The sequence below is a fragment of the Vreelandella nigrificans genome, from assembly GCF_002374315.1.
Lineage (GTDB): Bacteria > Pseudomonadota > Gammaproteobacteria > Pseudomonadales > Halomonadaceae > Vreelandella > Vreelandella nigrificans.
In genome coordinates, this window is record NZ_NWUX01000003.1 from 134,732 (window position 1) to 159,315 (window position 24,584).

Annotated in this window: 24 protein-coding genes; 13 read left to right on the plus strand and 11 right to left on the minus strand. The window is 54.1% G+C overall.

Annotated features, from left to right (window positions below):
- Positions 1-36: 36 nt before the first annotated feature.
- From CPA45_RS06025 to CPA45_RS06060, 8 genes are all read right to left on the minus strand, one after another.
- Positions 37-1,776 carry an ExeM/NucH family extracellular endonuclease gene (locus tag CPA45_RS06025; protein ID WP_096650697.1) on the minus strand — a complete coding sequence of 580 codons (1,740 nt, stop codon included), beginning with the start codon at positions 1,774-1,776 and terminating at the stop codon, positions 37-39.
- A gap of 27 nt (positions 1,777-1,803) precedes the next feature.
- Positions 1,804-2,586 carry a sulfite exporter TauE/SafE family protein gene (locus tag CPA45_RS06030; protein ID WP_096650698.1) on the minus strand — a complete coding sequence of 261 codons (783 nt, stop codon included), beginning with the start codon at positions 2,584-2,586 and terminating at the stop codon, positions 1,804-1,806.
- Positions 2,587-2,603: 17 nt separating this feature from the next.
- A complete protein-coding gene (locus CPA45_RS06035) occupies positions 2,604-4,895 on the minus strand; it encodes an ATP-dependent DNA helicase (RefSeq protein WP_096650699.1) in 2,292 nt (763 codons plus the stop codon).
- Positions 4,892-6,637 (minus strand): VRR-NUC domain-containing protein, encoded by a 1,746-nt coding sequence (locus CPA45_RS06040; RefSeq protein ID WP_096650700.1) that lies wholly within the window; start codon positions 6,635-6,637, stop codon positions 4,892-4,894. The genes CPA45_RS06035 and CPA45_RS06040 overlap by 4 nt, the downstream gene beginning before the upstream one ends.
- A 31-nt stretch (positions 6,638-6,668) precedes the next feature.
- Positions 6,669-7,019, minus strand: a complete 351-nt coding sequence (locus CPA45_RS06045) for a hypothetical protein (RefSeq protein ID WP_096650701.1) — start codon at positions 7,017-7,019, stop codon at positions 6,669-6,671.
- 96 nt (positions 7,020-7,115) lie between these two features.
- A complete protein-coding gene (locus CPA45_RS06050; protein WP_096650702.1) occupies positions 7,116-8,150 on the minus strand; it encodes a histone deacetylase family protein in 1,035 nt (344 codons plus the stop codon).
- On the minus strand, positions 8,144-8,479 hold the full coding sequence (locus CPA45_RS06055) for a GIY-YIG nuclease family protein (protein WP_165771509.1): 336 nt from the start codon (positions 8,477-8,479) through the stop codon (positions 8,144-8,146). The genes CPA45_RS06050 and CPA45_RS06055 overlap by 7 nt, the downstream gene beginning before the upstream one ends.
- 35 nt (positions 8,480-8,514) lie before the next feature.
- Entirely contained in the window at positions 8,515-8,976 is a 462-nt protein-coding gene (locus tag CPA45_RS06060) for a YchJ family protein (RefSeq protein ID WP_096650703.1), read from the minus strand.
- A gap of 177 nt (positions 8,977-9,153) precedes the next feature.
- Between CPA45_RS06060 and CPA45_RS06065 the strand changes: the two genes are divergently transcribed.
- Entirely contained in the window at positions 9,154-9,465 is a 312-nt protein-coding gene (locus tag CPA45_RS06065; protein WP_078089939.1) for a hypothetical protein, read from the plus strand.
- Positions 9,466-9,554: 89 nt separating this feature from the next.
- On the opposite strand, the gene argE is transcribed toward CPA45_RS06065, so the two are convergent.
- On the minus strand, positions 9,555-10,724 hold the full coding sequence (gene argE, locus CPA45_RS06070; RefSeq protein WP_096650704.1) for an acetylornithine deacetylase: 1,170 nt from the start codon (positions 10,722-10,724) through the stop codon (positions 9,555-9,557).
- A 220-nt stretch (positions 10,725-10,944) separates the two neighbouring features.
- Here argE and ugpB point away from each other — a divergent pair, with 220 nt between their 5' ends.
- From ugpB to CPA45_RS06110, 8 genes are all read left to right on the plus strand, one after another.
- A complete protein-coding gene (ugpB, locus tag CPA45_RS06075; RefSeq protein WP_096650705.1) occupies positions 10,945-12,270 on the plus strand; it encodes a sn-glycerol-3-phosphate ABC transporter substrate-binding protein UgpB in 1,326 nt (441 codons plus the stop codon).
- A 100-nt stretch (positions 12,271-12,370) separates the two neighbouring features.
- Positions 12,371-13,255: a sn-glycerol-3-phosphate ABC transporter permease UgpA gene (gene ugpA, locus CPA45_RS06080; RefSeq protein ID WP_096650706.1), complete on the plus strand. Its 885-nt coding sequence runs from the start codon at positions 12,371-12,373 to the stop codon at positions 13,253-13,255.
- A gap of 18 nt (positions 13,256-13,273) precedes the next feature.
- Positions 13,274-14,116 carry a sn-glycerol-3-phosphate ABC transporter permease UgpE gene (gene ugpE, locus CPA45_RS06085; protein WP_078089935.1) on the plus strand — a complete coding sequence of 281 codons (843 nt, stop codon included), beginning with the start codon at positions 13,274-13,276 and terminating at the stop codon, positions 14,114-14,116.
- A 1-nt stretch (position 14,117) separates the two neighbouring features.
- Positions 14,118-15,173: a sn-glycerol-3-phosphate import ATP-binding protein UgpC gene (locus tag CPA45_RS06090; RefSeq protein ID WP_096650707.1), complete on the plus strand. Its 1,056-nt coding sequence runs from the start codon at positions 14,118-14,120 to the stop codon at positions 15,171-15,173.
- A 187-nt stretch (positions 15,174-15,360) separates the two neighbouring features.
- The gene (locus CPA45_RS06095; RefSeq protein ID WP_096650708.1) at positions 15,361-16,590 is read left to right on the plus strand and encodes an RNA polymerase sigma factor; all 1,230 of its coding nucleotides are present in this window, start codon (positions 15,361-15,363) and stop codon (positions 16,588-16,590) included.
- Between the two features lie 83 nt (positions 16,591-16,673).
- Entirely contained in the window at positions 16,674-17,519 is an 846-nt protein-coding gene (locus CPA45_RS06100) for a VOC family protein (protein ID WP_096650709.1), read from the plus strand.
- Entirely contained in the window at positions 17,516-17,893 is a 378-nt protein-coding gene (locus CPA45_RS06105; protein ID WP_096650710.1) for a YciI family protein, read from the plus strand. Before CPA45_RS06100 ends, CPA45_RS06105 begins: the two co-directional genes overlap by 4 nt.
- On the plus strand, positions 17,890-18,258 hold the full coding sequence (locus tag CPA45_RS06110) for a DUF1428 domain-containing protein (protein WP_096650711.1): 369 nt from the start codon (positions 17,890-17,892) through the stop codon (positions 18,256-18,258). Before CPA45_RS06105 ends, CPA45_RS06110 begins: the two co-directional genes overlap by 4 nt.
- Before the next feature lie 89 nt (positions 18,259-18,347).
- On the opposite strand, the gene CPA45_RS06115 is transcribed toward CPA45_RS06110, so the two are convergent.
- Positions 18,348-20,042: a bifunctional metallophosphatase/5'-nucleotidase gene (locus CPA45_RS06115; RefSeq protein WP_096650712.1), complete on the minus strand. Its 1,695-nt coding sequence runs from the start codon at positions 20,040-20,042 to the stop codon at positions 18,348-18,350.
- A gap of 205 nt (positions 20,043-20,247) precedes the next feature.
- Complete coding sequence (locus CPA45_RS06120) at positions 20,248-20,913, minus strand: SDR family oxidoreductase (protein ID WP_096650713.1); 666 nt, start codon at positions 20,911-20,913, stop codon at positions 20,248-20,250.
- Between the two features lie 309 nt (positions 20,914-21,222).
- Here CPA45_RS06120 and CPA45_RS06125 point away from each other — a divergent pair, with 309 nt between their 5' ends.
- The 4 genes from CPA45_RS06125 to CPA45_RS06135 all read left to right on the plus strand — a co-directional run bounded on the left by CPA45_RS06125 (position 21,223) and on the right by CPA45_RS06135 (position 24,579).
- A complete protein-coding gene (locus CPA45_RS06125; protein WP_096650714.1) occupies positions 21,223-22,386 on the plus strand; it encodes a glycosyltransferase family 4 protein in 1,164 nt (387 codons plus the stop codon).
- Positions 22,349-22,888: a phosphatase PAP2 family protein gene (locus CPA45_RS06130; protein WP_096650715.1), complete on the plus strand. Its 540-nt coding sequence runs from the start codon at positions 22,349-22,351 to the stop codon at positions 22,886-22,888. The genes CPA45_RS06125 and CPA45_RS06130 overlap by 38 nt, the downstream gene beginning before the upstream one ends.
- 61 nt (positions 22,889-22,949) lie before the next feature.
- Positions 22,950-23,123: a hypothetical protein gene (locus CPA45_RS22800; RefSeq protein WP_165771510.1), complete on the plus strand. Its 174-nt coding sequence runs from the start codon at positions 22,950-22,952 to the stop codon at positions 23,121-23,123.
- A 4-nt stretch (positions 23,124-23,127) separates the two neighbouring features.
- Positions 23,128-24,579 (plus strand): sodium/glutamate symporter, encoded by a 1,452-nt coding sequence (locus CPA45_RS06135; protein ID WP_096650716.1) that lies wholly within the window; start codon positions 23,128-23,130, stop codon positions 24,577-24,579.
- Positions 24,580-24,584 lie beyond the last annotated feature (5 nt).

The following is a 24,584-nucleotide window of genomic DNA, read 5'->3' on the forward strand; positions in this document are numbered from 1 at the left end:
CCTAGCTTTCAAGACCTAGTTTTTAAGATCTAGCTTTCAAGGCCAAGCAAGATCCACCACGACGGGATCATGGTCTGACGAGCGGAAAGGGTCAGGCTGGCTCTGTTCCCGCGTGTTTGCTGGGCTGTCGTAGCTTAAGAAACGCGGCTCATCGGCATTGACGGGCCAAAGATGCACCTGTTGTACGGCAGCGGCCAGTTCAGCACTGGCAAGGGCGTGGTCGAGATAGCCCGACTCACCACGAAAGACGTACGTGTAGCGGCGCTCTGGGGGAAGGTCGCGGGCGATCAAGTCGTTCATGCCCGCGTGGACCAGTATACGGATGGGGTCTTCAGCGCCGTAGGCATTAAGATCACCCAGCAGCAATAGGCGTTCGTGGCCAGCCTCATCGGCCAGCGATGCCAGGAAACGGCTGGTGGCTTCCGCTTGAGCGACACGACGCTGGTTCCAGCATCCCTGGCCACGATCAACATCCCCTTGAGCAGGGCAACCGGATTTCGCCTTGAAGTGCGCTGTGACAACACCAAAGGCAGGCCCGCCCTGGACGCTGCGAAAGAAAGCGGCAAGAGGTGGTCGGTCGTGGACATCGTCACGGTCCATATACAAGTCGCTGAGTACCTCCACCCGATCGGGCCGATAGAGCAGCGCTACCGTGATGGCATCCGTGCCACGGCGGGCTTGGCCACCCACAGTCTGATAGCGAATGCCGGTACGTTGGTGCAGTTGCTCTGCTAGGTCGGCCAACGCCTCTAGGCGATTTTCCACCTCGACCAGTGCCAGTATATCGGCGTCAAGGCCCTCAACCGTGGCGGCCAGCTTAGCGCGCTGCCTTTCTAACGCTTCAGCATTCGCGGCGCCTCGCTCTCCCAGCGTAATAAAGTAATTTTCCACGTTGAAGGTGGCAGCCCGCAGAGCGCCCTCAGGTGCATCCAGAGGAACGGGGCGTGGGTTGCTATTCGTAAATGTGACTGCCTCCGTAGGGTGTAGTCGATAGTCGCCAAAAGCGTGGGTGAGAACCCCTGTGAGCCCATTCAGCGTGCTGCCGACGCGACGGGTACCGTATTCATCCAGGTAGGGCACGGGAACAGGATCAGTGCGGTAGCTACCGTCATCCAATAGCAGAGTAGCCTGGTTTGGCGACACCAGAGAGGCCATATTGGTGGGCCTAAAAAGTCGCTGGCCAGACAGCTGCAAGGTGCCATAGCGGGCAAGCTCGTAGTTACCGGTTACGGTGAGCGGGGCGGAGAAGGTGACCAGCAGGTCTTCCACGGCAGCAAGTGATGTTTCATCCAGCGGCCATGGCAGCACCATGGGTTCTGGTAGTTCACCAGCTCCGCCACAGGTGGCCACGTGGGACACCCGCCGGAGCTGAGGGCGGTCTCGAAAGCTGCCCGCTTGGGCCTGTAGCTGTAGATGCTGCCCTGGAATAACCTGCGCTGCCTTATGCTCAGCCAGCTCTGGTGCATACACGAAGATACCCACCGGACCCTGTTCAGTGGCTTGCTGCAGATAAAACCCGCTGAGGCGCTCTCGGCCAAGGAACTCACCCGTCACGATGCCATCGATGGTCACGTCGCTGCCCGTGGCAAGGGCTGCGTGTTCACCCACTCCTTTGATACGTGCCAAATCCGAGGAAGATTCACCAGGGCAGCTGGCCATAGCGGAAGAAGCCAACGACACCAGCGCCAACCACCCGGCACCTTGGGCTAAACGTCTTGCAAACGTCTTGTAGCGGCCTGCCCTCCCCCTACACAAAGCGCCAGTCACACATTTCATAGTCGCGAATTCCTACCCATGGGCTCTTCAACTCGGTGGATTAAGCAGGCCCACCACGCTGACCAACATCAGCACCGCTCCCAGCACCCGAAAAAACAGCCCGGTATCCGCTTTAAGCATATAGCGGTGGGCCTTCTCACCAACCAAATGGCCGATAAAAGCACAGGGCAGTAGCCATAGCTGATGAATTAGCTGGAGGTCGACGCCTGCGATGACGAACGACACCATCTTGATCACTACCAGGATAAACCACAGCACAAACATGGTATCGCGCAGCTGCTCTTTGGCCACGTGAGTGGCGAACACTGCCACAATCAGCGGCGCGCCGATCAACGACGTACCGCTGACATAGCCACCCAGACTGAGAAGCACGACATCGACATACTTGTTGTTACTTCTAAACGGCCTATTCAGCACATACCCAATGGCATAAATGATCACAATGCCGAAAATAATATTGGTCATGACCTGTGTAGGCAGCGTTAACAACCCCACCACCCCAATCAGCTTGGGAATGATCATGATTTTTAAAGCTTTGGATAAATACTTCCAGTCGATATTACTTTCCGGCGCACTCCCTTCCACACCCACTTTTTGCAGCTGGCGGTGACCACTCCAGGCAATCCAACTGGAGAAAACCAGCAAGTGAATGGCAATAATCGGTAAAAACACCAAGGGCTGGTTCGTCACCAAAAGTAGGAAAGGCAGTGCCAGCACGGCACCACCAAACCCCAGGCTGGTGCGAACAAAGCCACTCCACGCGAAGATAAGCCCGATAAGAAGATACTGGTACCAGAGTAGATCCGCCATCGCTCGCCTATAGGTCCTTATTTGTGAAAGGGTTTGTCTAGCCCCCACCAGCGTGGCAGCAGTGCGCGCACCTTGGCCTGGGTAAATCGGTCATCCATTAATATCACAACCCCTTTATCTTCTGGGCTACGAATCACTCTTCCTGCGGCTTGCACCACTTTGATCATACCGGGTATGCGATAGGTGTAATCGTCGCCCTGGCCGAAGCGGGTGTTCATACGTGCTTTCAGTGCCTCGTTAAAGTCGTTAAACGGCGGCAAACCTAAAGTGGCAATAAACGCGCCGATTAAACGATCTCCAGAAAGATCGATACCTTCCGCAAAGGCGCCGCCCAGTACCGCAAAACCGATTCCTTTTCCGCCTGGGGTAAAGCGCGCTAGAAACAGCTCACGCTCGGCTTCCTGCATAGCACGGGTTTGGGCGAATATCGGTACGCTGGGGTGTGCGCACTGAAACGTCGCCAGCACCTGTTCCAGGTAGGTAAAGCTGCTAAAAAACGCCAGATAGTGACCTGGCTTACGCTGATACTGACCTGCCAGGGCTTCCACAATAGGCGCAACAGAGGCCTCTCGGTGATGGTAGCGTGTGGAGATATCGGCGCAAATTTGCACCTCCAACTGGCGGCTGGAAAACGGTGACACCACTTCCCGCCACACACTGCTTTCCGGTAGCCCCAGTAGGTCACGATAGTAATGAAAGGGCGTCAGCGTGGCCGAAAACAGCACAGCGGTGTGCGCTGCTTTGAAGCGCAGTGCTAGAAAGTCCGCCGGAATAACGTTGCGCAGCCCAAGTACCGCCTTACCTCGCCCATGAATAGCAAGGTCGCACAGCGAGTGATCGCCAAACCGCTCTGTTAAGCGGCAAAAGGCCAACGCTTCAAACAGCAGCTCTTGGAGTTCAAAGCTTGCAGCTTCGGGATGCTCAACCAAATAATCAGTTATTGCACCCGCCAGTGTTTGCATCGCAGCCACCAACTTACTGGGCAGCTCATCAAGCAAATGATAACGCTGTGATGCTGCTTCGCTGATGGATATCTCCTTAATTAGCGCCTGCCACTGCCTACCGACACGTGCCAGCGGCTTAGCAAGGGCAGGAGAAGAACTGCGACGCAAGTGGCTCAACCGCTGTTGCGAAAGCTCAGCACTGTACATACCCCGCGCTCGTTCGACTAAGTTATGCGCCTCATCTACCAGCAGGCCGACCCGCCAGTCGTTGGCTTTGGCCAAACCATGTAGCAACGCATGGCCATCAAACCAGTGATTGACATCGCCCACTACCACATCGGCCCAACGGGCCAGCTCTTGCCCTAAGTAATAAGGGCAAACGCTATGGGCCAGCGCCACCTGACGCAGCCCATCGCGATCAAGCCAACCACGCTCTACGGCAGCTTGGCGGGCCGTAGGCAAACGATCATAAAAGCCTGCTGCTAATGGGCAAGCATCCCCCTGGCAGGCAGTACCAGGGTATTCACAGGCTGTTTGCCTTGCCACCAGCTCCAATACGCGCAGTGGCACAGTCGGTGAAGATGGCGAAGTCGATGAGGAAAGGCACGCCAACGCATCCAGCGCCAAACGGCGGCCTGGGGTCTTCATAGTGAGAAACGCTACTCTATCCAGCTGCTGGCGAGGCATCGCAGAGAGCATGGGAAACAGCGTACCGAGGGTTTTACCAATGCCAGTGGGGGCCTGAGCCAGCAGGCAACGGCCGGTACTGGCCGCTTTGTACACATCTTCCGCCAGTGCGCGCTGTCCAGTGCGAAAATCTGGGAAGGGAAAGGTGAGTGTGGCCAGCTTCTCATCACGCCGCTCACGGTGGAGGGACTCCTGCTCCGCCCAGGCCAAAAAGCACTGACATTGGGCGACAAAAAACGCTTGTAGCTCGTTAGCGCTAGCCTCTTGGGTAAGCACCGTTTCCTGACCGCTGGTAATTTCCAGATACACTAAAGCGAGGGTGACTCGCTCAAGGCGACGCTCGGCACACAGCAGCGCTGCGTATATTTTCACCTGCGCCCAATGCAGCGCACGCTGATTAGCTGCCATGCGCTCCAAGCTACCGCGATAGGTTTTCACTTCCTCAAGACGGTTGGCACTGGGATCAAAACCATCGGCACGCCCCACCACACGCAGACCTTGATAGTAGCCGGAAAGCGGCAGCTCAGCCTGATAGCTCTCGCCCCGACGGCTGGCTACCAGAGCATGCCCTTCGATGCCTTCTTGGGCGCTGGGTGCTGGCGTAAAACGGTGGTCAAGATCGCCTTCCCTTGCGGTGAAGTCGCACAACGTGCGCACCGCCACCCGGTAACGGCTCATTTAGTCGCTTCTGCTTCAGTCGCTTCTGGTTCAACTACTTCGGCTTCAGCCTCCTCCGGCTGCCAGCGTACATGGCATACTTCAACAGGCATGCCATGGCGACAAAAGAAGTCGATCCAGCGGCGCTGGTTATCCTGCAGGCGATCGCCAGGGCCTTTGACTTCAATCATCCGGTAGCGGGGTTCACCCAGCGGCGCTTCCGGCATAAATTGAATCAGGTCAGGCAGGCCCGCGCGGTTGTGCTTAAGATCCTCTAGCAACCGTACAAAACAAGCCCGTAAATGGGTAGGAGGTAGGCACTCAAGGGCCAGCATTAGCAGCTCTTCACTGACGACTCCCCAGTGAACAAATGGCGAAGCAATGCCCTGCTTAGCGCGCCACGTGCTAAGTATCGCCGCCTGATAGCGGCCATCATCCAGTTGGGCCAGGCAATCATCGATATCCGCTTGGCGCTGGCGCACAAAATCCTCACGATATAGATCCGCTGGCCCACTGTGAAACGGATGAAAAAACGCCCCTGGCAGCGGTTTAAAAATGGCCGACCAAAACAGTAAACCAAACAGCCCAGTAAGCAGGCTATTTTCAACGTAATACACCGGTGCGCTAGGGGTTGCTATATGTTCAGCAACGGCCTGTTCTACTGGCTGAGGGCCGGGCAGTTGAAGCACATACGTGGGTGCATCAGCCGCCTTTTTACCTAACCCAGCTGTCAGCTCAACCTCTCGGTGCAGCTTGCGTGCAAGGCGCGGCAGTAGCCGTGCAAGCGCTTGAGCTTCACTTTCACTTGGCTCAGCGGCTAAGGCGTTACTAACGTGGTCATAGGCAGTTTGGTAGCGGCCTAACCGCTCTAGCACACGCAACCTGCGAATACGTGCATCGCTGTTATTGGCATCGGTATAGAGCATTAAGGCAAGCTCAGCATCACCACTGCGTTCAGCAGCGTGTCCCATGGAGAACAACAGCCGCGCCCGCCGAGCGTTTAGCCAGCGGTTATTGGATGCTGGCGGCACCTCAGCAAAGAGCACGTCCGGGGGTTCACCCCCGTCCAAGCGTTCGCGCAGGCGGTGCAGCACTAAGTAGGTGTTCACTTCGTCGCGACGCTGAAATGCCCGCGACTCAGCGGTAAACGTAACCTGCTCAAAGCGCTGCAAGCCCAGCTCGGTAAGCACGAACTCCGCCCAGTCCTGACGCAGGTTGCCAAAAAACATCAGCCGTAGGCGGTCGCAAAGCGGCATCACATTCAGCCGCACAATAGTTGTGGTGGCCGCTGGCCACCACTGGCCTAAAGGCGTTGGGTCGATTAACACGGGGGCTAATGCCGACTGGAGCAAAGCTTTGCCACTGTTTGATGCGAGGCCTGCTGCAGTAATTTCGTCTTTTAGCGCTTGGCGTAATTCACTTAACCGCAGTAGTCGAAACAGCTCAATACTACTTAGTTGAGGGCAATTATCTACCCAGCCAAGGGCTACTAGTGGCTTGAGCGCCTGCTGGGTATCGCCAATTTCGGCGTAGCTCAGTTTGTCTAAACGAAACAGCTCACCTTTGCGCATAACCATGCGCACCAGTAACGCCTGGGAGGCTTGCGGTAGTGCCCTGAAGCTGGCAATCGCATCACACTCGGTGACGCTCAGTAAATCGTGGTGGCGGGCTTCCACCCAGGCGACTACGTAACGAAAGTTCGTTAGGTAATAGAGAGGGTCATCCAGGGAGGCAGTCGCTGGTGCGACATAGGCACTGTTCATACATCCATTATAGCAGTGCTAATTGGGCGGGTTAACCCACCCGATGTTGATAAAGCACCTGCAACGCGTCGTCATCTTTAACAGCGCTAGAAGGAGCCTCAGGTTGAGCAGTGGGCTTACGCCCCCCTGCCAGCACGTACCACTCAGCTTCGGTTAGATAGTGCTGGCACCAGCGGCCTAAGCTATCGGCAATCTGCTCACGACTGCGCTCGCCGCTACGAAAAGCATGGGCCAAGTGCAAAAGATCTTGGCGGGCAGTGCGGGCACGGGCATTACCACCGTGCACTTTGGCAAGTGGGCAGCGTCGGTCATAGGCCGCGTTGGTTAATGCATTTAACCAGCGCTCCACTTCATGCGCCTGAATACCGCCGTAAACTGCCACACTGCACTCCATGCTTAACGGTTAATAGGTGTTATTAGCACTTGCTAAAGGTGCGTTAGACTGCCCGATTTTGGGACAACTGTCATCTTCATATCGCTAGCCCCGCACCTGCTTAAAGCCTTGCAACACATTCACCACGTTGACACCGATATCCTCAACCGCATACCCCCCCTCCATTAAAAATACGCAGGGTAGTCCAGCCTCAGCCAAGCGCTTGCCCAGTGCAATAAAGTCACTGTGCTGAAAGGTAAAAGCGCTAATCGGGTCACCTTCAAAAATATCCACACCCAGGGATACCACGATAAGTTCGCACTCCGCTTGGTGAATACGCTCAAGCGCCTTTTCCAGGGCCGTCATCCAGGCCGCTACCGAGGTGCCTGGGGGCAGTGGGTAGTTAACGTTGAACCCTGCCCCTCTGCCTTCGCCAGTTTCATCTGCGTAGCCAGAATAGTAAGGAAACGTCACATTCGGGTCGCCATGCAACGATAAAAACAGCACGTCATCACGGCTATAGAAAATTTGCTGAGTGCCGTTACCATGGTGGAAGTCTACATCCAGCACCGCTACCCGTCGCTTACCCGCATCCAGTGCCCGTTGGGCTGCAATAGCGGCATTGTTGAAAAAGCAGTATCCGCCAAACTGGTCATAGGCCGCGTGATGGCCGGGCGGGCGGCATAGGCCAAAGGTCGGCTCGCCGGTGGCTAAGGTATGCTCAACGGCGCCCAACGCAGTATCTTTGCTGGCCATGGCTGCAGCAAACGTGCCTTCGGTAATTGAAGTTTCCGCCGCCAAAGCATAATACCCCAGCTGACCGCTCACCGCTTTAGGGATTTTATCGCCTCGCAGGGTGCGGGCTGGCCAAATATTAGGGATAGCTTCGCCTTCGTGGCCGGCGGCCTGCCATGCCTGCCAGCAGCTTTCCAAAAACGCGACGTAACTCGAATCATGCACTGCAAGTACCGGTGCAAGGCCATAGTCGCTGGGGGTGCGCACTTCAAATGCCGCTTTGTGCAGTGCGTTAAGCACTAAGTCTATCCGTTCGGGGCACTCAAAGGGAGTCACTAGTGCGCCATCGTGAAGCTCGCTGCGCGCTTGGCGCTGGCGGCTACCTTCAGAGAAAAACGTCAGCATGTCGATTCCTCATTACATAGGAGATAAGGCCATTGGGCAGCCCATTGGCGTTTTTGGGAGGGGGATTGCTGCTTTAATTGATACTCCGCTCGGCTGGCAGCAGCGCGGTCGGCAAATGGTTGTGCTCCCAACAGTGCTATGGGCGGGTTCGCTCGGGTATAACGCGCGCCTTTTCCCATGCAGTGAGCGTGATAGCGCTTAGCAAGATTATTGGTAATACCCGCATAGGTGCCTCGTTGGCACTCCAATAAATAGAGATACCATTGGGCTCCTGCGGCCGAACTGCTTACGGCCTGACTGCCTGAATCCAAATTACTCACTTGCGCCATATCACCTCGTCAAACCTCACTCTACTTAGCCACCATTACTCACCGCAACACACCTTTAATTTACGCCCACTGCCGCACAAACACCGTTCATTGCGACGAGGTTTGAGGCGCTCGACACTAGGCTTACCATCCACATACCACCAACGCCCCCCTTCAAAAACAAACCGCGACTCCTCTTCAAGCACATGCCAACCGTTAGGCTCTCGAAAGTAGGCACGAAAATGCACACGGCCTTTATCATCACTGGCAGGGGGAGCCGCCATAATAGTGAGCGCCTTCCACTGGGTATCTGGGTCTGGCGGTAGTTGCGCAGGCCGAGTAGAGGTATGCCAGGTTGCAAGCAAATAATCACGAACATTCAACGCAAATGCCGTGTAACGTGAACGCATCAATGCTTCTGGCGTGGGTGCAACCACTCCTTGATGATAAGGCTGACAGCACTTTTGTAGCGGAAGATTGCTGCCACATGTACAACTTGTGGCGATTAATTGAGTCATAGTGGTGGCTCTAGCTGATAAATATGATGGCGCAGTAGAGGTTTTGTTTCTGTATTGCCTAAGAGTAGGTGTATCAGTCCTGTCATAGAGTGGGTATAGTAACAAAGCAAGATTATCAGACAGACGGAGTACGAAACACGATCGATCATTCTTTCCAAACGCAGTGGAGGTTCTCCTATGAAGGTTTACAAACCCGAATGGCAGTGCACGTTTAGCGTAAACGAAGGCGCGGTAGAATCAGCAAACTGGAAAGAGCGAATCGCGTGGCGGCTAAGGGAGTTTGCCGACCGACTTGAAGGCGGCGGCCGCACAGTGAAAATCGACTACAACGTCTCTCCACACGTTAGCCGAGACGAAGTTGATACCTGTTTAGGTAAAGGGTTTGAAGTGACTCAGCGACTACTGACCCAACTTGCCCGCCAACAGGCCTGCGAAGATGTGATGCGCCACGCAAAAGCTGAGCTTTACGAAGAGCAACATCAGCATTAAGAGCAGTAACTAGTAAACGTCTTAGAAAAACACCCGCCCGCTTCAAACGCTTGGCGGGTGTTTTTTATTGGCCGCATTTTGCGTCGCCATTACCCCAAAAAAGGGGTCTCTAGCGCCTGCCCCAATCGCTGCATAAACGCCGTACATTCATCAAGCTGGTCAGTTTCAATATACTCATCCGGCTGATGCGCCTGGGCAATGCTGCCAGGGCCAAGAATAATGGTTTGTAAGCCCTGCCCCTGGAACTGCCCTGCCTCCGTGGCGTAAGCAACCGCATGGTTGCAACAGGCGGCGGGTAAATGGTCTTTAGCCAAGCGCAGCACCCGGTCATTATCTCGGTCGGCAAGACCAGGGACGGTGACGTTGAGGGGTTCGGTGGTGATTTCAACGTGCTTACCTTTGGCCTGCAATTCAGTGGTTAGCTGCGCGCAAAACACTTCAAAGCGTGCGTATATCTCATCAAAGGTATCCGTCGGAAGATGGCGAATCTCCCACTCAAACTGACACTCTCGTGCCATGATATTGATCGCCGTACCGCCCTTAATTTTGCCGACATGCAAGCTGGTGTGAGGCACATTAAACGCCTTATCGACTCGTCCCTCCTCCACCAACGCTGCCATGGTGTCTTCAATAAAAGTGACTAGCCTTGCCGCGACGTGAATGGCAGATGTGCCCTGATTAACCTGGCTGCTGTGGGCTTCACGGCCAATCACTGTGGTACGTAGATTAGTCGCGCCTTTCTGCGCCACCACCGGCTGCATGCTGGTCGGTTCGCCAACAATGACATGAGCGGTGGTGGAGTACTGCTCATAGAAGCGCTTGATGAGGCTTGGTGCGCCCACGCAACCGATCTCCTCATCGTAAGAAAAGCCAAAATAGATAGGCTGCTTAAGTGATGCGTTTACCCAGGAGGGCACCATGGCCAGCGCGCAGGCAATAAACCCCTTCATATCGCAGGTACCGCGACCATATAGGCGGCCATTGCCACCATCGAGCAGTGTGAAGGGGTCACTTGTCCATGGCTGGCCTGCCACAGGCACCACATCAGTATGTCCAGAAAGCATCACGCCACCTGGCGCCTGCGGTCCAATACGCGCAATCAGATTAGCTTTTTGCCCACAGGGGCTCATTACGCGCTCTGAGGCAACGCCGTTATCCGCTAAGTAGTGCTCAACGAATTCAATCAGGGCCAGATTGGACTCGCTGGAGGTGGTATCAAACGACACCAGTTTCGCCAATAAAGTGGTCGCGTCAGTCATACGGCTCTCTTGGTTAGCTTATTAGCTCAACCCTAGCACTGCCCTAGTGCTTTTCCTACTCAAAGAACAACCTTGACTGTCACGGCAACTTCATCGTGCATTCATCAAAACGTCATCTACACTTCTTACTGTTCAGTGCATCCAAAAATCTTAACAAACGCATTGTCACGAGCTTATCAACTAGTTAGCTGATTAAGCTCAGGCCCATCAAGGAGCTGTTATGTCTCGTTTTACACTGCACGCGCTTGCCGTTGGGGTGGCGACTGCCAGCCTTAGCCTATCTGCCCAGGCTGCAACAGAAGTTAGCTGGTGGCACGCCATGGGCGGCCAGTTGGGGGAGATTCTTGAGGGAATCACCGAAGACTTCAACGCCTCACAGGATGAGTACCGTGTGCGCCCCAGTTACCGGGGTAACTATACCGAGACCATGACCGGTGCGATTGCTGCTTTCCGCGCTGGTCAACAGCCTCATATACTGCAAGTGTTCGAAGTCGGCACTGGCACGATGATGAATGCCTCAGGCGCGATATATCCCGTATATCAACTGATGGAAGAGCATGGCCGGGCGTTTGATAACGATGCATTTTTACCTGCGGTAGTCGGCTATTACACAGACACCGAAGGCAATATGCTCTCGTTCCCCTTTAACTCCTCCACGCCGATTATGTACTACAACCGCGACGTGTTTGAGGAGGCGGGCCTAGACCCTGAACAGCCGCCCGAAACATGGGAAGAGCTAGCTGACTTTTCGCGCCAAATCGTTGAGTCTGGTGCTGCACGCTGCGGGTTTACCTCTTCTTGGCCCAGCTGGGTGATGCTGGAAAACTTCTCCGCCATGCATAATTCACCATTAGGCACATTGGAGAATGGCTTTGGCGGCATGGAGACCGAGCTAAACTTTAACAACGAGCTGGTCGCCCGTCATTGGGACAACTTGCACGATTGGCAGGAAGAGAACATTTATCGCTGGGGTGGTCCAGGTACCGGCGCTGACTCCGAGCCAATGTTCTACTCTCAAAACTGTGCGATTTTCTTTGGCTCTTCGGCTTCACGTGCCGATGTGGCGGCCAATGCAGATTTCGAAGTTGGCTTCGGCATGCAGCCCTACTACGCCGATGTAGAGGGTGCCCCACAAAACTCCATTATCGGTGGCGCCACACTGTGGGCACTGCAGGGTCATAGCGACGATGAATATGAAGCCGTTGCGGCCTTCTTTGAGTACCTCTCCCAGCCTGAAGTGCAGGCTGATTGGCACCAGAAAACCGGTTACCTGCCCATCACTCAAGCTGCATGGGATTTAAGCGAAGAGCAGGGCTACTACGCAGAGAATCCGGGTGCCGATATTTCGCTACAGCAGATGACCCTCAACGAACCAACCGAAAACTCCAAAGGCCTGCGCTTTGGCAATTTCGTACAGATTCGCGACATTATCTCTGAAGAGATGGAAGCCGTGATGACCGGCGCCAAAAGTGGCCAAAAAGCAGCAGACGATGCGGTGCAGCGCGGCAACAATCTGCTGCGTGACTTTGAATCTGCCAACCAGTAAATAAGCACTCACTACGCCGCTTACCCTATGGGTAAGCGGCTCTGTCGTTTTTGATGCTTATATTTTTCATATGCTTGTTTAATACTTTGCAGAGCTCCCCATGCAAACTAAACGCATGACGTTCCCAGGGAAATGGCTACCTTTCGCGCTGCTGGCGCCTCAGGTAATCATTACTCTGATCTTTTTTATCTGGCCTGCGGGCCAAGCGCTGTATCAATCGCTCTTGCGCGAAGACGCCTTTGGGCTGCGCACCACCTTTGTGGGCCTTGAGAATTTTGTGCGGCTATTCCGCGATGGCGCCTATCTCAATTCACTATCGGTGACGGTGGTATTCGCGGTGGGCACCACGCTGCTATCCATGACGGTGGCACTACTGATGGCCAGCACCGTAAACCGGATGATTCGTTCACGCAGCACCTATACCACGCTGTTGGTGTGGCCTTACGCCATTGCGCCAGCGTTAGCGGGTGTTTTGTGGTGGTTTATCTTCAACCCCTCGATTGGCATTGTGCCTTACATGCTTGAAATGGTGGGTTACCGTTGGAACCACCGCAACTCGGGCAGTGATGCCATGCTGCTGGTGATTTTAGCCGCTGCCTGGAAGCAGATCTCTTATAACTTTCTGTTCTTCCTGGCAGGCTTGCAGTCCATTCCTCAGTCGTTACTTGAAGCCGCTTCCATTGACGGCGCCAGCCCTTTTAAACGCTTCTGGACGATTGTTTTCCCTCTACTCTCGCCCACCACCTTTTTCTTGATGGTGGTTAACGTGGTGTACGCCATGTTCGACACCTTTGGCATTATCCACACGACCACCCAAGGCGGGCCAGCTCAGTCGACCAACATCCTGGTTTATAAGGTCTACGCCGATGGTTTTGTCGGCCTTAACCTTGGCTCTTCAGCAGCCCAGTCAGTGATTCTGATGGTGATTGTAGTGGTGTTAACGGTCATTCAATTCCGCTTTATCGAGCGCCGAGTCAACTACTGAGCCTTTGGGAGAACAAAAATGGTTGAAAACCGCCCGTGGGCCAATTTTTTCGCCCACACCGTGTTGATTATTGGCGTAGCGCTGGTGATTTTCCCGGTTTATATCGCCCTAGTGGCATCGACCCAGGCACCGGGTGACTTACTGCGCGGTACTATGCCGCTGCTGCCCGGCAGCCATGGAATCGAAAACTATAAGCTGATGTGGCAATCCGGCGTATCGACAGCTAACTCCCCCCCTGCCGCAAAGATGCTCTGGAACAGCTTTGTAATGGCAATGGCAATCACCGTGGGCAAGCTGTCTATTTCGCTGCTGTCCGCTTTTGCAATTGTCTATTTCAGGTTCCGTTTTCGGATGTTCTTTTTCTGGCTGATCTTCGTCACCCTGATGCTACCGGTAGAAGTTCGTATTATTCCCACGTTCCAGGTCGTCGCGGATCTTAAAATGCTCAACAGTTTTGCTGGGTTATCGATTCCGCTGATTGCCTCCGCTACCGCGACGTTCTTGTTCCGCCAGTTCTTTATGACTATTCCCGAAGAGATGCTTGAAGCCGCTCGGGTCGATGGTGCCGGGCCGCTCAAGTTCTTTAAAGATATTTTACTGCCACTTTCAGTGACCAATATCGCCGCGCTGTTTGTGATCATGTTTATCTACGGCTGGAACCAATATCTCTGGCCACTACTGATCACCACTGACCCCAACTACACCACCATAGTGATGGGCATCCAGCGCATGACCGCAGAAGAGAACCCCCAGTGGCATTTGGTGATGGCAGCAGTGGTCATGGCCGCCCTGCCCCCCGTATTAGTAATTTTGTTTATGCAACGGCTATTTGTGAAAGGCCTGACCGAGACGGAGAAATAAGATGGCCAGCATTACCTTGGAAGGGCTGAAGAAAACCTATGCGGGTAACGTCGATGCCGTTAAAGGCATTGACCTGCACATTGAGGATGGCGAATTCGTTGTGCTGGTAGGGCCCTCCGGCTGTGGCAAATCCACTCTGTTGCGTATGGTAGCCGGCCTTGAAACCATTACCGACGGCACGCTCAAAATAGGCGACCGGGTCGTCAATAAACTCGAACCCGCCGAGCGGGATATCGCGATGGTGTTTCAAAACTATGCGCTCTATCCGCATATGACGGTGTACAACAACCTCGCCTATGGCCTGAAGAACCGAGGCTTTAAAAAAGACGAGATTGAAAAGCGCGTGCGTATTGCCGCCAAAATGCTCGAAATCGAGGATTTCTTAGAACGCAAACCGCGCAAGCTATCCGGCGGCCAGCGTCAGCGTGTCGCCATGGGCCGTGCCCTGGTGCGCGAGCCAGCGGCATTCTTATTTGATGAACCACTTTCCAACCTGGATGCCAAACTGCGCGTACAGATGCGTGTTGAGATCAAACAGCTCCAACGGCGCCTGAAAACCACCAGCCTTTATGTGACCCACGACCAGTTGGAAGCCATGACCCTCGGCGACCGCTTGGTAGTGCTGAGTGCCGGACAAATTGAGCAAGTGGGCACCCCTATGGAGATCTACGCCCGCCCGGCCACCATGTTCGTTGCTGGATTCATCGGCTCGCCCGCCATGAATATGGTACCGGTTGAATACCTACATGCACGGGGTTCCAACGGCTTGCTGGACAACCTTCCCGACGGCACAGACATCGTCGGCATTCGCCCGGATGATATGCACTTAACCCCGCCGGAAGGCCCACATTTAATCGTCCAATCAACCTTGGAGCTGTTTGAGGCTGCGGGTGCTGAAAGCCACCTGTATGTGCGTCTCGCCGACAGTGACCAACCCACGGTAATTCGTGTTTCGGGCCAGCCACCGGTCGCCGAAGGCGAAACCCTGCGATTCCATGTTACCCGCAACACGCTGCACCCTTTCAACAGCACTACGGGCAAACGCACAGGGGATTGAACGCAACGTCAAGCCAGGAGAAACCGTCAGCAGAGAAGTCAGTGCCCGTCATACGAAAAGCTAGCTATAAGAAAAGCAAGCCAGCGGAGAGTCCATGCGCTACGTTTGAGATAACGGTTTGAGAGGACGAGCAACACTCGTGTTGCTCACTTTATTATTTATCCGAGTAGCGTGCGGACCGCCACTAATGAGCGCTGAAACTTTATGCATTGACTCCCTTTATCGTGACCACTCTAGACGCGTTCAAGCGACTCTGATCCGCTTGCTGGGAGATTTTGAACTTGCAGAAGAAGCCATGCAGGATGCCTTTGTCGCCGCAGTTCAGCAGTGGCCCACTAGCGGTGAGCCTGACAACCCGACAGCCTGGCTAATTCGCACCGGCTACCACTGCGGTATCGATCAAATTCGTCAGCGCAGCACCGCACGCCGCCGAGCCCACTTGCTGCTACCTGCTGATGAGGCACTGGAGATCGACGATGCCGCTATTGAAGACGATGCGTTGCGGCTGCTGTTCACCTGCTGCCACCCAAGCCTAAGCATGGAAGCGCGGATTGCTCTCACTCTGCGCGAGATGTGTGGCTTGGCCACGGAGCAGGTAGCTAGCGCACTACTTATGAAACCTACCACGCTGGCACAGCGAATCGTACGCGCCAAACGCAAGATTCGTGATGCGCGGATACCCTATGCTGTTCCTGCTCAGGAAGAGCTGCCTGAACGCCTTCCTGATGTACTTCAGGTCGTTTACCTGGTGTTTAACGAAGGTTACTCACGCAGCTCAGGCGCCAGCGTCGTGGATATTAGCCTGACCCGTGAAGCCTTGCGCCTTGGTGAGGAACTAGCAAGGCTGCTGCCTCGGGGCGAAGTGTTTGGGCTGATGGCGCTGATGCGGCTTAGTGATGCCCGTCGCGATGCACGCCAGGATAGCACCGGCGAGTTGGTGACGCTGGATGCCCAGGACCGACGCCTATGGCACCAAGAGGACATTAGCACTGGCATAACGTGGCTCGAACAGGCACTGGCACTATCACCCACGGGGTATTACACGCTTCAAGCCTCAATTGCTGCCGTTCATGCACAGGCTAACAACGCCGAGCAGACTGACTGGGGGCGAATCGTTAGGCTGTATGATGCCCTATGCAGACGCTTCCCATCGCCTATTCTGGCATTGAACCGAGCAGTGGCTATCGCCATGAATGGCGCTCCCGCTACCGGCCTGCAGTTACTCGACGACATCTCGCATCACCCTCAGCTATCCCGCTATCACTTATTTCATGCCGCTAAAGCGGATTTACTGCGTCGTCTGGGCAAGCGTGAAGCGGCGCGCGGCGCCTACCAACAGGCGTTGCTATTGACCACTCTAGGCCCAGAAAAACGCTTTTTGCTCAGGAGGTTAACCGAGCTAGAACAATTGACTTAAAAAAAACCGCACCGCCATGTCGATTTGTGGACGCATTAAACGACTAGAGAGAGTACCCCCCCTAACCATCAAGGAGGCTCTCGATGAAATTTATGCTGATACGCCGCGCCGACGCCAATACCGAAAATGGAGCGCTACCATCACAGGAAATGCTCGCCGCCATGGCCGCCTATAACCAGCGCATGATTCAGGCTGGTGTGTTTATCAGCGGCAATGGCCTACGGCCAACCAGTGATGGCTGCCTTATCCGCTTCGAGAATAGCTCGCCTACCATTATTCCTGGCCCCTTATCTCCCCCAGAGGAGCGTGTTGCAGGCTATAGCGTGCTAGAAGCCCCTTCACTACAGGATGCCATTGAATGGGCGCAACAGTGGCCCACCATGGATGCCAATGGCAACGTGACGCTTGAGCTACGCCGCTACTTCTCGCTGGAGGACTTCGAACCAGGAGCAGGACTGGAACAGCACCGCACTCACGCCCGAATCCCAGACACCCTGAACGTATATGTTGCTTTTCCCGGCACCTGTAGAGAGGCAATGCAGTTTTATGCCGATGTGACCGGCGGGCATCTGGAGAGTCTACTGACTTATGGGGAAACGCCAGCAGCAGAACATACACCATCCTCGTTTCACGACCGCGTTATTCATGCCTCACTCAACCTACGTGGTCGGCGCCTGATGGGGGCGGACATAGCACCAGAGAGATACGCACCACCGCAGGGAGTTCATGTTCAGATGGAATACCAGGATAGAGAACAGGCCGCAAACACCTTCGCACACCTAGCGGAAGGTGGCGAAATCACCATGCCTTTCGAGGCTACCTTTTGGTCTCCAGGGTTCGGCATGGCAACCGATCGGTTTGGCGTCAATTGGATGATTAATGTGTCATCAGACGATTGTCAGCCAGCCAATGAAGGAGGCACTCCATGAAGTACGTTGCATTGGTGTATTACCAGGAGCAAATAATCAATGCCATGAGCGACCAGGCTTGGCACGACCTAAACCAGGAGTGCATCGCTGGGGTGGAACGCTTAACCACTAATGGCAACTACTTGGCTGGCCAAGCGTTACAACCAATAGAAACCGCCACCACGGTACGCGTTCGCGATGGAGAAACACTGATCTCCGACGGCCCCTTTGCCGAAACCAAAGAGCAGTTGGCCGGTTTCTATCTGCTCGAAGCCCACGACTTAAATGAAGCACTACAGCTCGCTAGTCGTATTCCCCCGGCTCGCCTGGGCAGCATTGAGGTACGCCCCGTTCGAGAACTTCCTCCCAAAACAGACACTGGAGCATCACTATGAGTACTATCGCCCAACCTTATGTGGATGGCTTTGTCGCTGCCGTGCCAACCGCTAATAAATCTCAATTTATTGAACATGCCAGCGCTGCTGCTGTGGTCTTCAAGGAGCATGGCGCGCTACGAGTGGTAGAGTGCTGGGGAGATGATGTACCGGAAGGGGATACTACCTCTTTCTCCATGGCGGTTAAGCGCAAAGATGACGAAAGCGTTATTTTTTCATGGATAGAGTGGCCTTCCAAAGCCGTGCGCGATGAGGCTATGCCTAAGGTCATGCAAGATCCACGTTTGCAAATGGACGTTAACCCCATGCCGTTTGATGGCAAGCGGCTCATTTTTGGAGGCTTTGAAAGCATCATTAATGAATGAGAAGGTGAGTGCACTGGGCCGTTCCGTTCTATCGCAACGGCCCATAAGGTGCTGGTTTCAAAGACCTGGTTTCAAGGGTTTATTGCCAATTAGTTCGCTTCAGCAAGATCTTCTATTTCCACAAGATCCTCTACTTCAACAAGATCCACTATGCGCCCTTCAACTTGGTAATCCACCTCCCCAAGCGACACCATGTAGTCACGCAGCATTTCCCAGTCGGTGTTACCGACGATAGTGTTACGGCCATCCTCATAAACAGCACCTAACACCGCGTGGCTATCACCGCCAGTCGCCGTAAAGTTGTTAGTAGCGATAGTGTACGTGCGCTCGGGATCAATGGCCTGCATGGCTTCTTTCTGAGCACCATCCTGAATGCCTTCCTGAGCTACTTTCAGGCTAACCACGCGCTCACCCGCTGGTTTGCTGCTGTCGTATACCAGCTCAACACCTGCAGATACCTGCAGAAAACCGCCGTTCTCAGCAGGAGCGTCAGCTAGAGCAATTTCGAACGTTTCAAGCAGCTCTGCACCAGTAACCTCAAGTAGCGCGAGCCGGTTACCAAATGGCTGCACAGCGATCAGATCACCCACCGACGCATCGCCGCTCTCAAGTGCTTCACGAATGCCGCCGCTGTTTTGGATCGCCAGTACAGTTTCCGGCGCCACTTTACGTGCGGCATAAAGCTGAGCATCGGTAATTAAATTACCCAGCGCGGTTTCATCCGCGCGAACGCTGCGCTCATCACCACGGCCATGGCGTGGGTTGGGCAGTGCTGCAATCACCTTGGCCCCGACTTGGGTATCACGTAGCTCTTCAATCACAGCCGTGTAGGGTTCAAGGCGCTCCGCTGCATCAGGGTCTGCCTCACGCTCATCGGCAGCGAGCAGCTCACCACTGACATCAACCACTAACCCATCAGCATCAAAGGTAACCTGCATCACACCGATATATTGCCCGTACTCCCCCGCCTGACCAATCACCGTCGGCGAGAGTGCTTCACCGGCACGGTTTTCAGTCAGCAAGGTCGGTGGCGATACTTTGGTGTGGCTGTGGCCACCAATAATAATATCAATGCCTTCGACGTACTCGGCCAAGAGAAGATCGTTACCCACGCTGGGGTCGCTATCGTAGCCAAGGTGCGTCAGGGCGATGATCTTATTCACGCCCTGCTCTTCAAAGCTTGCCACCATGGCTTCAGCGGCTTGGCGATAATCACTGATGGTGATTTGGCCAGGGCTTGAAATCGTCTCGCTATCCTGTGTACTTAACCCAAAGATGCCAATCTGCTCGCCATTATGCTCAACAATAATACCGTCATAGAGCATTCCCGCTTGAGGGTCTGAACTGACCGGTTCACCCAGCATGTCAGCAAACTCAGGGGCTGCTGAGAAATCCAGGTTGGCGCCTAAAATGGGAAATTCCGCACCTGCAAAAAACGCTGCGAGTGCCTGATGCCCCTCATCTGGATCACCCAAATCAAACTCATGGTTGCCCGGCACAAACGCGTCGTAGCCCATTAAGTTCATAAACTCCAGGGCATCCTGGCCCTGGAACTCAGTGAAGTAGAGCGTGCCCGAAAAAATATCGCCAGCATCCAGCAATAACCCTTCGCCATACTGCTCTCGCGCTTCATTTAGCGTGGTGACTAACTGTGGGTACTGGTCGGTCCGTCCGTGTAAGTCATTGGTGTGAAACAGCGTAAGAGTGTAGTTATCTGCAAATGCGGGGGAAACAGTGACAAATAAGGCGGTCCCTAGCGCAATACCAGAGCGGCTAAAAAGCATCTTGATGACTCCTTTCATATTGATGTCATGGTTCATTGTTAGCGTGCCATAAAAGCCTGACAAAACGGTGACAAGAGTGGCTAACCACCCACGCTCGCCTCTCAGCGATGAGGAAATAGCGTACTTAGTTCAACTTGCTAATGGCAATGCCATTGCCAGGCAACGGCGGCGCGATAAAAAGCGCGCACGCCCAATGCGCCCACCATCACCAGGGGAGTGAGTCCCCATTGCTATGCCAAAACCCGCCACTGTTATCTAACGTAAGCGCTTCGATGCGTGCGGTAATACCTAATGCAGCCTCCTGGGGGCTGATCAATCCACCAAAATTAACCATGCGTGTTTGCACATAGCCAGGGTGAAGTTGTGCCACAGCAATGCCTTGCGGCTTCAAATCGATTGCCAACGATTTACCAAACGCATTAAGAGCGGCTTTAGAGGCACGATAGCCATAGCGACCACCAGAGTCGTTATCCGCTATTGAGCCCATCCGACTAGTGATATTTGCGACTTTACTGCCTTTTTTAAGATTTGGCCGTAATGCTTCGACCACTCGTAGCGGCGCATAGGCATTGACCTCCATCTGATCGCGGATACTGTCGAAATCAATACTACCCAGCGGCTCATCACGTAGCAGCCCGGCATTATTAATTAATAGGTCAATCAATTGGCCATTCAGCGCCTCAGCTAGCCGGGCGACGTCATTAGGTTGGGTGACATCAATCCCGTCGATCACCAGATCAGCCACGCGGTCCAGCTCTGCCGACGACTGACGGCAAACGCCTAGCACGCGCCAACCAGTATCAGAGTAGCGTTCCGCCAGTGCTAAACCGACACCCCGGTTAGCTCCCGTAATGACAACAGTCGCTTTCATTTTGGATCCCTGCTTCTTTGCATAATGATAATGACAAGAATAGAACATCTATACACTTGCCAGTTGTATGCCGCCATCTGTAGGCATTTTTTTATAAGTACTTTTCTTTAAGTACTTTTCTACAAGTACTTTTCTACCAGTGCTTCCTTTTCTATAGGCACTTTTCTAAATCCTGTTATGCGCATCCAGGGGCAGCCAATGCTGTGCAGAAGAATGCCAGGGTGTCATCACTTGTTCACCGATCTGACTCCTGAGTGTCATTCAGCCTGTTCACACTACATTCAAACGTGATAAAGGGATGAATCGCTCATGCGGCTCTGTATCGTTAGTGAAACATGGTCACCTGATATTAACGGTGTTGCTCACACTCTGAGCAGACTATGTCGCGAACTGTACCAACAGGGCGTTACAGTGGATGTAATACGCCCTCAGCCCAGGGTAGCCGGTGAAGCACAACATGTGGCTAACGAGCTACAGGTGCAGCGGCTGCCACTACCCGGCTATACCGAAGTGCAGGTGGGGCTAGCCTCCTCCGTTAAAATAAGCCGTTTTTGGCGCAAATACCGCCCTGACACTGTTTATCTTGCCACCCAAGGTCCACTGGGCTGGGCTGCCCGCAAAGCTGCGCGGCGGCTGAATATCCCTTTGGTTGCGGGCTGGCACACTAACTTTGACCATTACTGCCACGATTATGGTGTGCCTTGGCTATCAGCGCTTACCTACCGTTATTTGCGCCGCTTCCATAACGGCTGCGCGTTAACACTAGTGCCCACTCACCAGCAGGCAAAAACACTCCAGCAGCAGGGGATTAAGGGAGTACATGTGCTGTCGCGTGGCATTGATGGTAAGCGCTTTTCACCTACCCACCGTGATGCCGAGCTACGCCGCCAATGGGGAGTATCAGACCACCAGCCCGTAGCCCTTTATGTCGGGCGTTTAGCGCCTGAGAAAAATCTAGCGCTACTACAAGAAACCCTGCAAGCCATGCGCAACGCTTGTCCTGATATGGCCCAGATAATTGTCGGTGATGGCCCAGGCCGCACTCAGTTACAAAAAGCACTACCCGATGCCCATTTCACTGGTTTTGTAGATAAACAAACCTTGGCACGCCACTACGCAAGCGCTGATATTTTTGTGTTTCCTTCCCTTTCCGAAACCTGGGGCAATGTGATTAGTGAAGCCATGGCAAGCGGGCTTGCGGTAGTTGCCTACCATCATGCCGCCAGTGCTGAGCTGATCCAAAGCGGACACAACGGCATTACCGTTGCACCAGGAGACTCCACCGCCTTTTCACAAGCGGCTGTAGAGCTATGCCAACACCCGGCGGACTACGCTCGCCTCGGCCGAGTTGCCCGACTAAAGGTATTGGAACAGAGCTGGTCAGGCATCGCTGAGCAGTTCGCACGTTATCTTTCTCAAGCCCAGGAGAGCCACAATGCGCCCACGCCCACTTGCCGTATTCGATCGTCTTGACCTATGGGAGTGGCGTTTTTGCCAACGCGTCACGCTACTTAGCCTCTATCGCCCCTGGCGGCTTACCCTGCAAACAGCCAGCAGGCTAGGTGACTGGCCAGTATGGGTTGCGCTGATTGCCGCACAACCCTGGCTACAACCTCAGCATGAGTGGCGCCTAGCACAATACGCCGCGACGGCACTGGTGGCGATTATCGTTTACCGGTTTGTCAAAACACGTCTTTGCCGTGAAAGGCCTTTTATTACTTACCGCAATGGCGTGCATTGCGGTGAGCCAGCACGTGATCGCTACAGCTTCCCTAGCGGCCATACCATGCACGCCGTCATGTTTTGCGTTTTTGTAGCAGCGCATACTCCATGGTTACTCCCTATTGTCCTGCCACTTTCGCTGCTGATCGCGGTGTCGCGGGTAGGGCTTGGGCTGCACTACACCAGCGACGTATTGGCAGGAGGGGCCATGGGCTACATTTTCGGGCTAATCGGCCTTTATATGATGGGTTAACGCTCGCCCATTAGCGCTTGCCCCCTACTATTCTGGCACTTGCGGGGCAGCGCAATCCTGTATGCCCCATTACGTGTGCACCACTCCTGGCGATAACGTTGTTCATGACTGTATTGCAGTTCATGACTATATCGCTGTTCATGACTATATCGCTGTTCATGACTATATTGCTGATATGGCCGAAGTAACGATACCGCCGGGCCCTGCTCGGCCTTTGTTATTCATCAAGGAGTGATGGGATGACCATGTCAGTAGGTGAGCTATTTATTGCGCTAGTGATTATTGCGCTAGTTCTGCTGTTAAGTAACGCGTTACGCCTATGGCTACCCTGGCTACGACGACTTTTCTTGCCTAGCTCCGTAATAGGTGGGCTACTTCTACTGTTGCTTGGCCCTGATGTAATCGGCCGGTTTATGCCGCCGATTTTTGCCGAGAGCCCTGGGCTTTTTCCTGCCTATGTTCAGGAAAGCTGGGCAGCCCTGCCGGGCCTGTTGATTAACGTCGTATTTGCCGCACTTTTTATTGGCACCGCTATTCCCGGATTACGCACAATTTGGCTGCGCGCAGGGCCGCAGGTAGTGGTCGGGCAAACCATGGCTTGGGGCCAATATGTTGTCGGGCTTACCCTCGCACTCTTAGTTCTGGTACCCATTTTTAACATGAACCCAATGGTGGGTGCGCTCATAGAAATTGGTTTTGAGGGCGGCCATGGAACCGCTGCAGGCATGGCAGATACCTTCGCAGACTTAGGCTTTGAGGAAGGGGCAGACTTGGCACTAGGGCTTGCCACCGTAGGTATTGTTTCTGGTGTGTTAATCGGCACCGTAATGATCAATATTGCCGCTCGTAAAGGAGTAGTAAAGCTAGATGGCGAGCAAGAGGACCCAGATGAGCTGATGCGCAACGATGAGCGCCCATCTACCGAAGAGTTCAGCGAGTTTAAGAAGGACCTGATGCAAGAAGCGGGCACAACCGACCCTCTTAGCCTCCACATTGGCCTTGTGGGCATAGCCATTGTCATCGGTTGGCTGCTGCTATCCGCCTTACAGTGGATAGAGCAGGTGACCTGGGCGCGCAACGACGGGCTTGAAATATTAGCGCACGTCCCGCTCTTCCCAGTGGCCATGATTGGGGGCGTTATTGTCCAACTGTGCGTTATGCGCTTTGGCCTTGAACGCCATGTATCCACCCGAACGATGTCGCGAATTGCAGGCACCGCACTCGATTTTACTATCGTTGCCGCCCTGGCCACTCTTTCGCTCACCACACTAGGCGACTACTTCGTGCCTTTCTTACTACTTGCCCTGGCAGGCATTGGTTGGTCGCTCTTCGTATTGATCGTCATTGCTCCCAGGGTGATACCGGAAAACTGGTTTGAACGCGGTATTGGCGATTTTGGCCAATCGATGGGGGTAACCGTGACGGGGCTGCTGCTGATGAAGATGGCTGACCCTAAAAATAAATCAGGTGCATTAGAAAGCTTTGGCTATAAGCAGTTGATGTTCGAACCGGTCGTCGGTGGTGGCCTATTTACAGCTGCTGCACTGCCGCTGATCGCCCAATTCGGAGCGCTGTCAGTACTCATCTTTACCGGCATTTTAACCATCTGCTGGCTTACCTTTGGGCTTCTCTATTTTGGCCGTATGGTGCCTGAACGTGGAAAAGGAAGGTGGCATAAAGCAGGTAAGTGATCTCA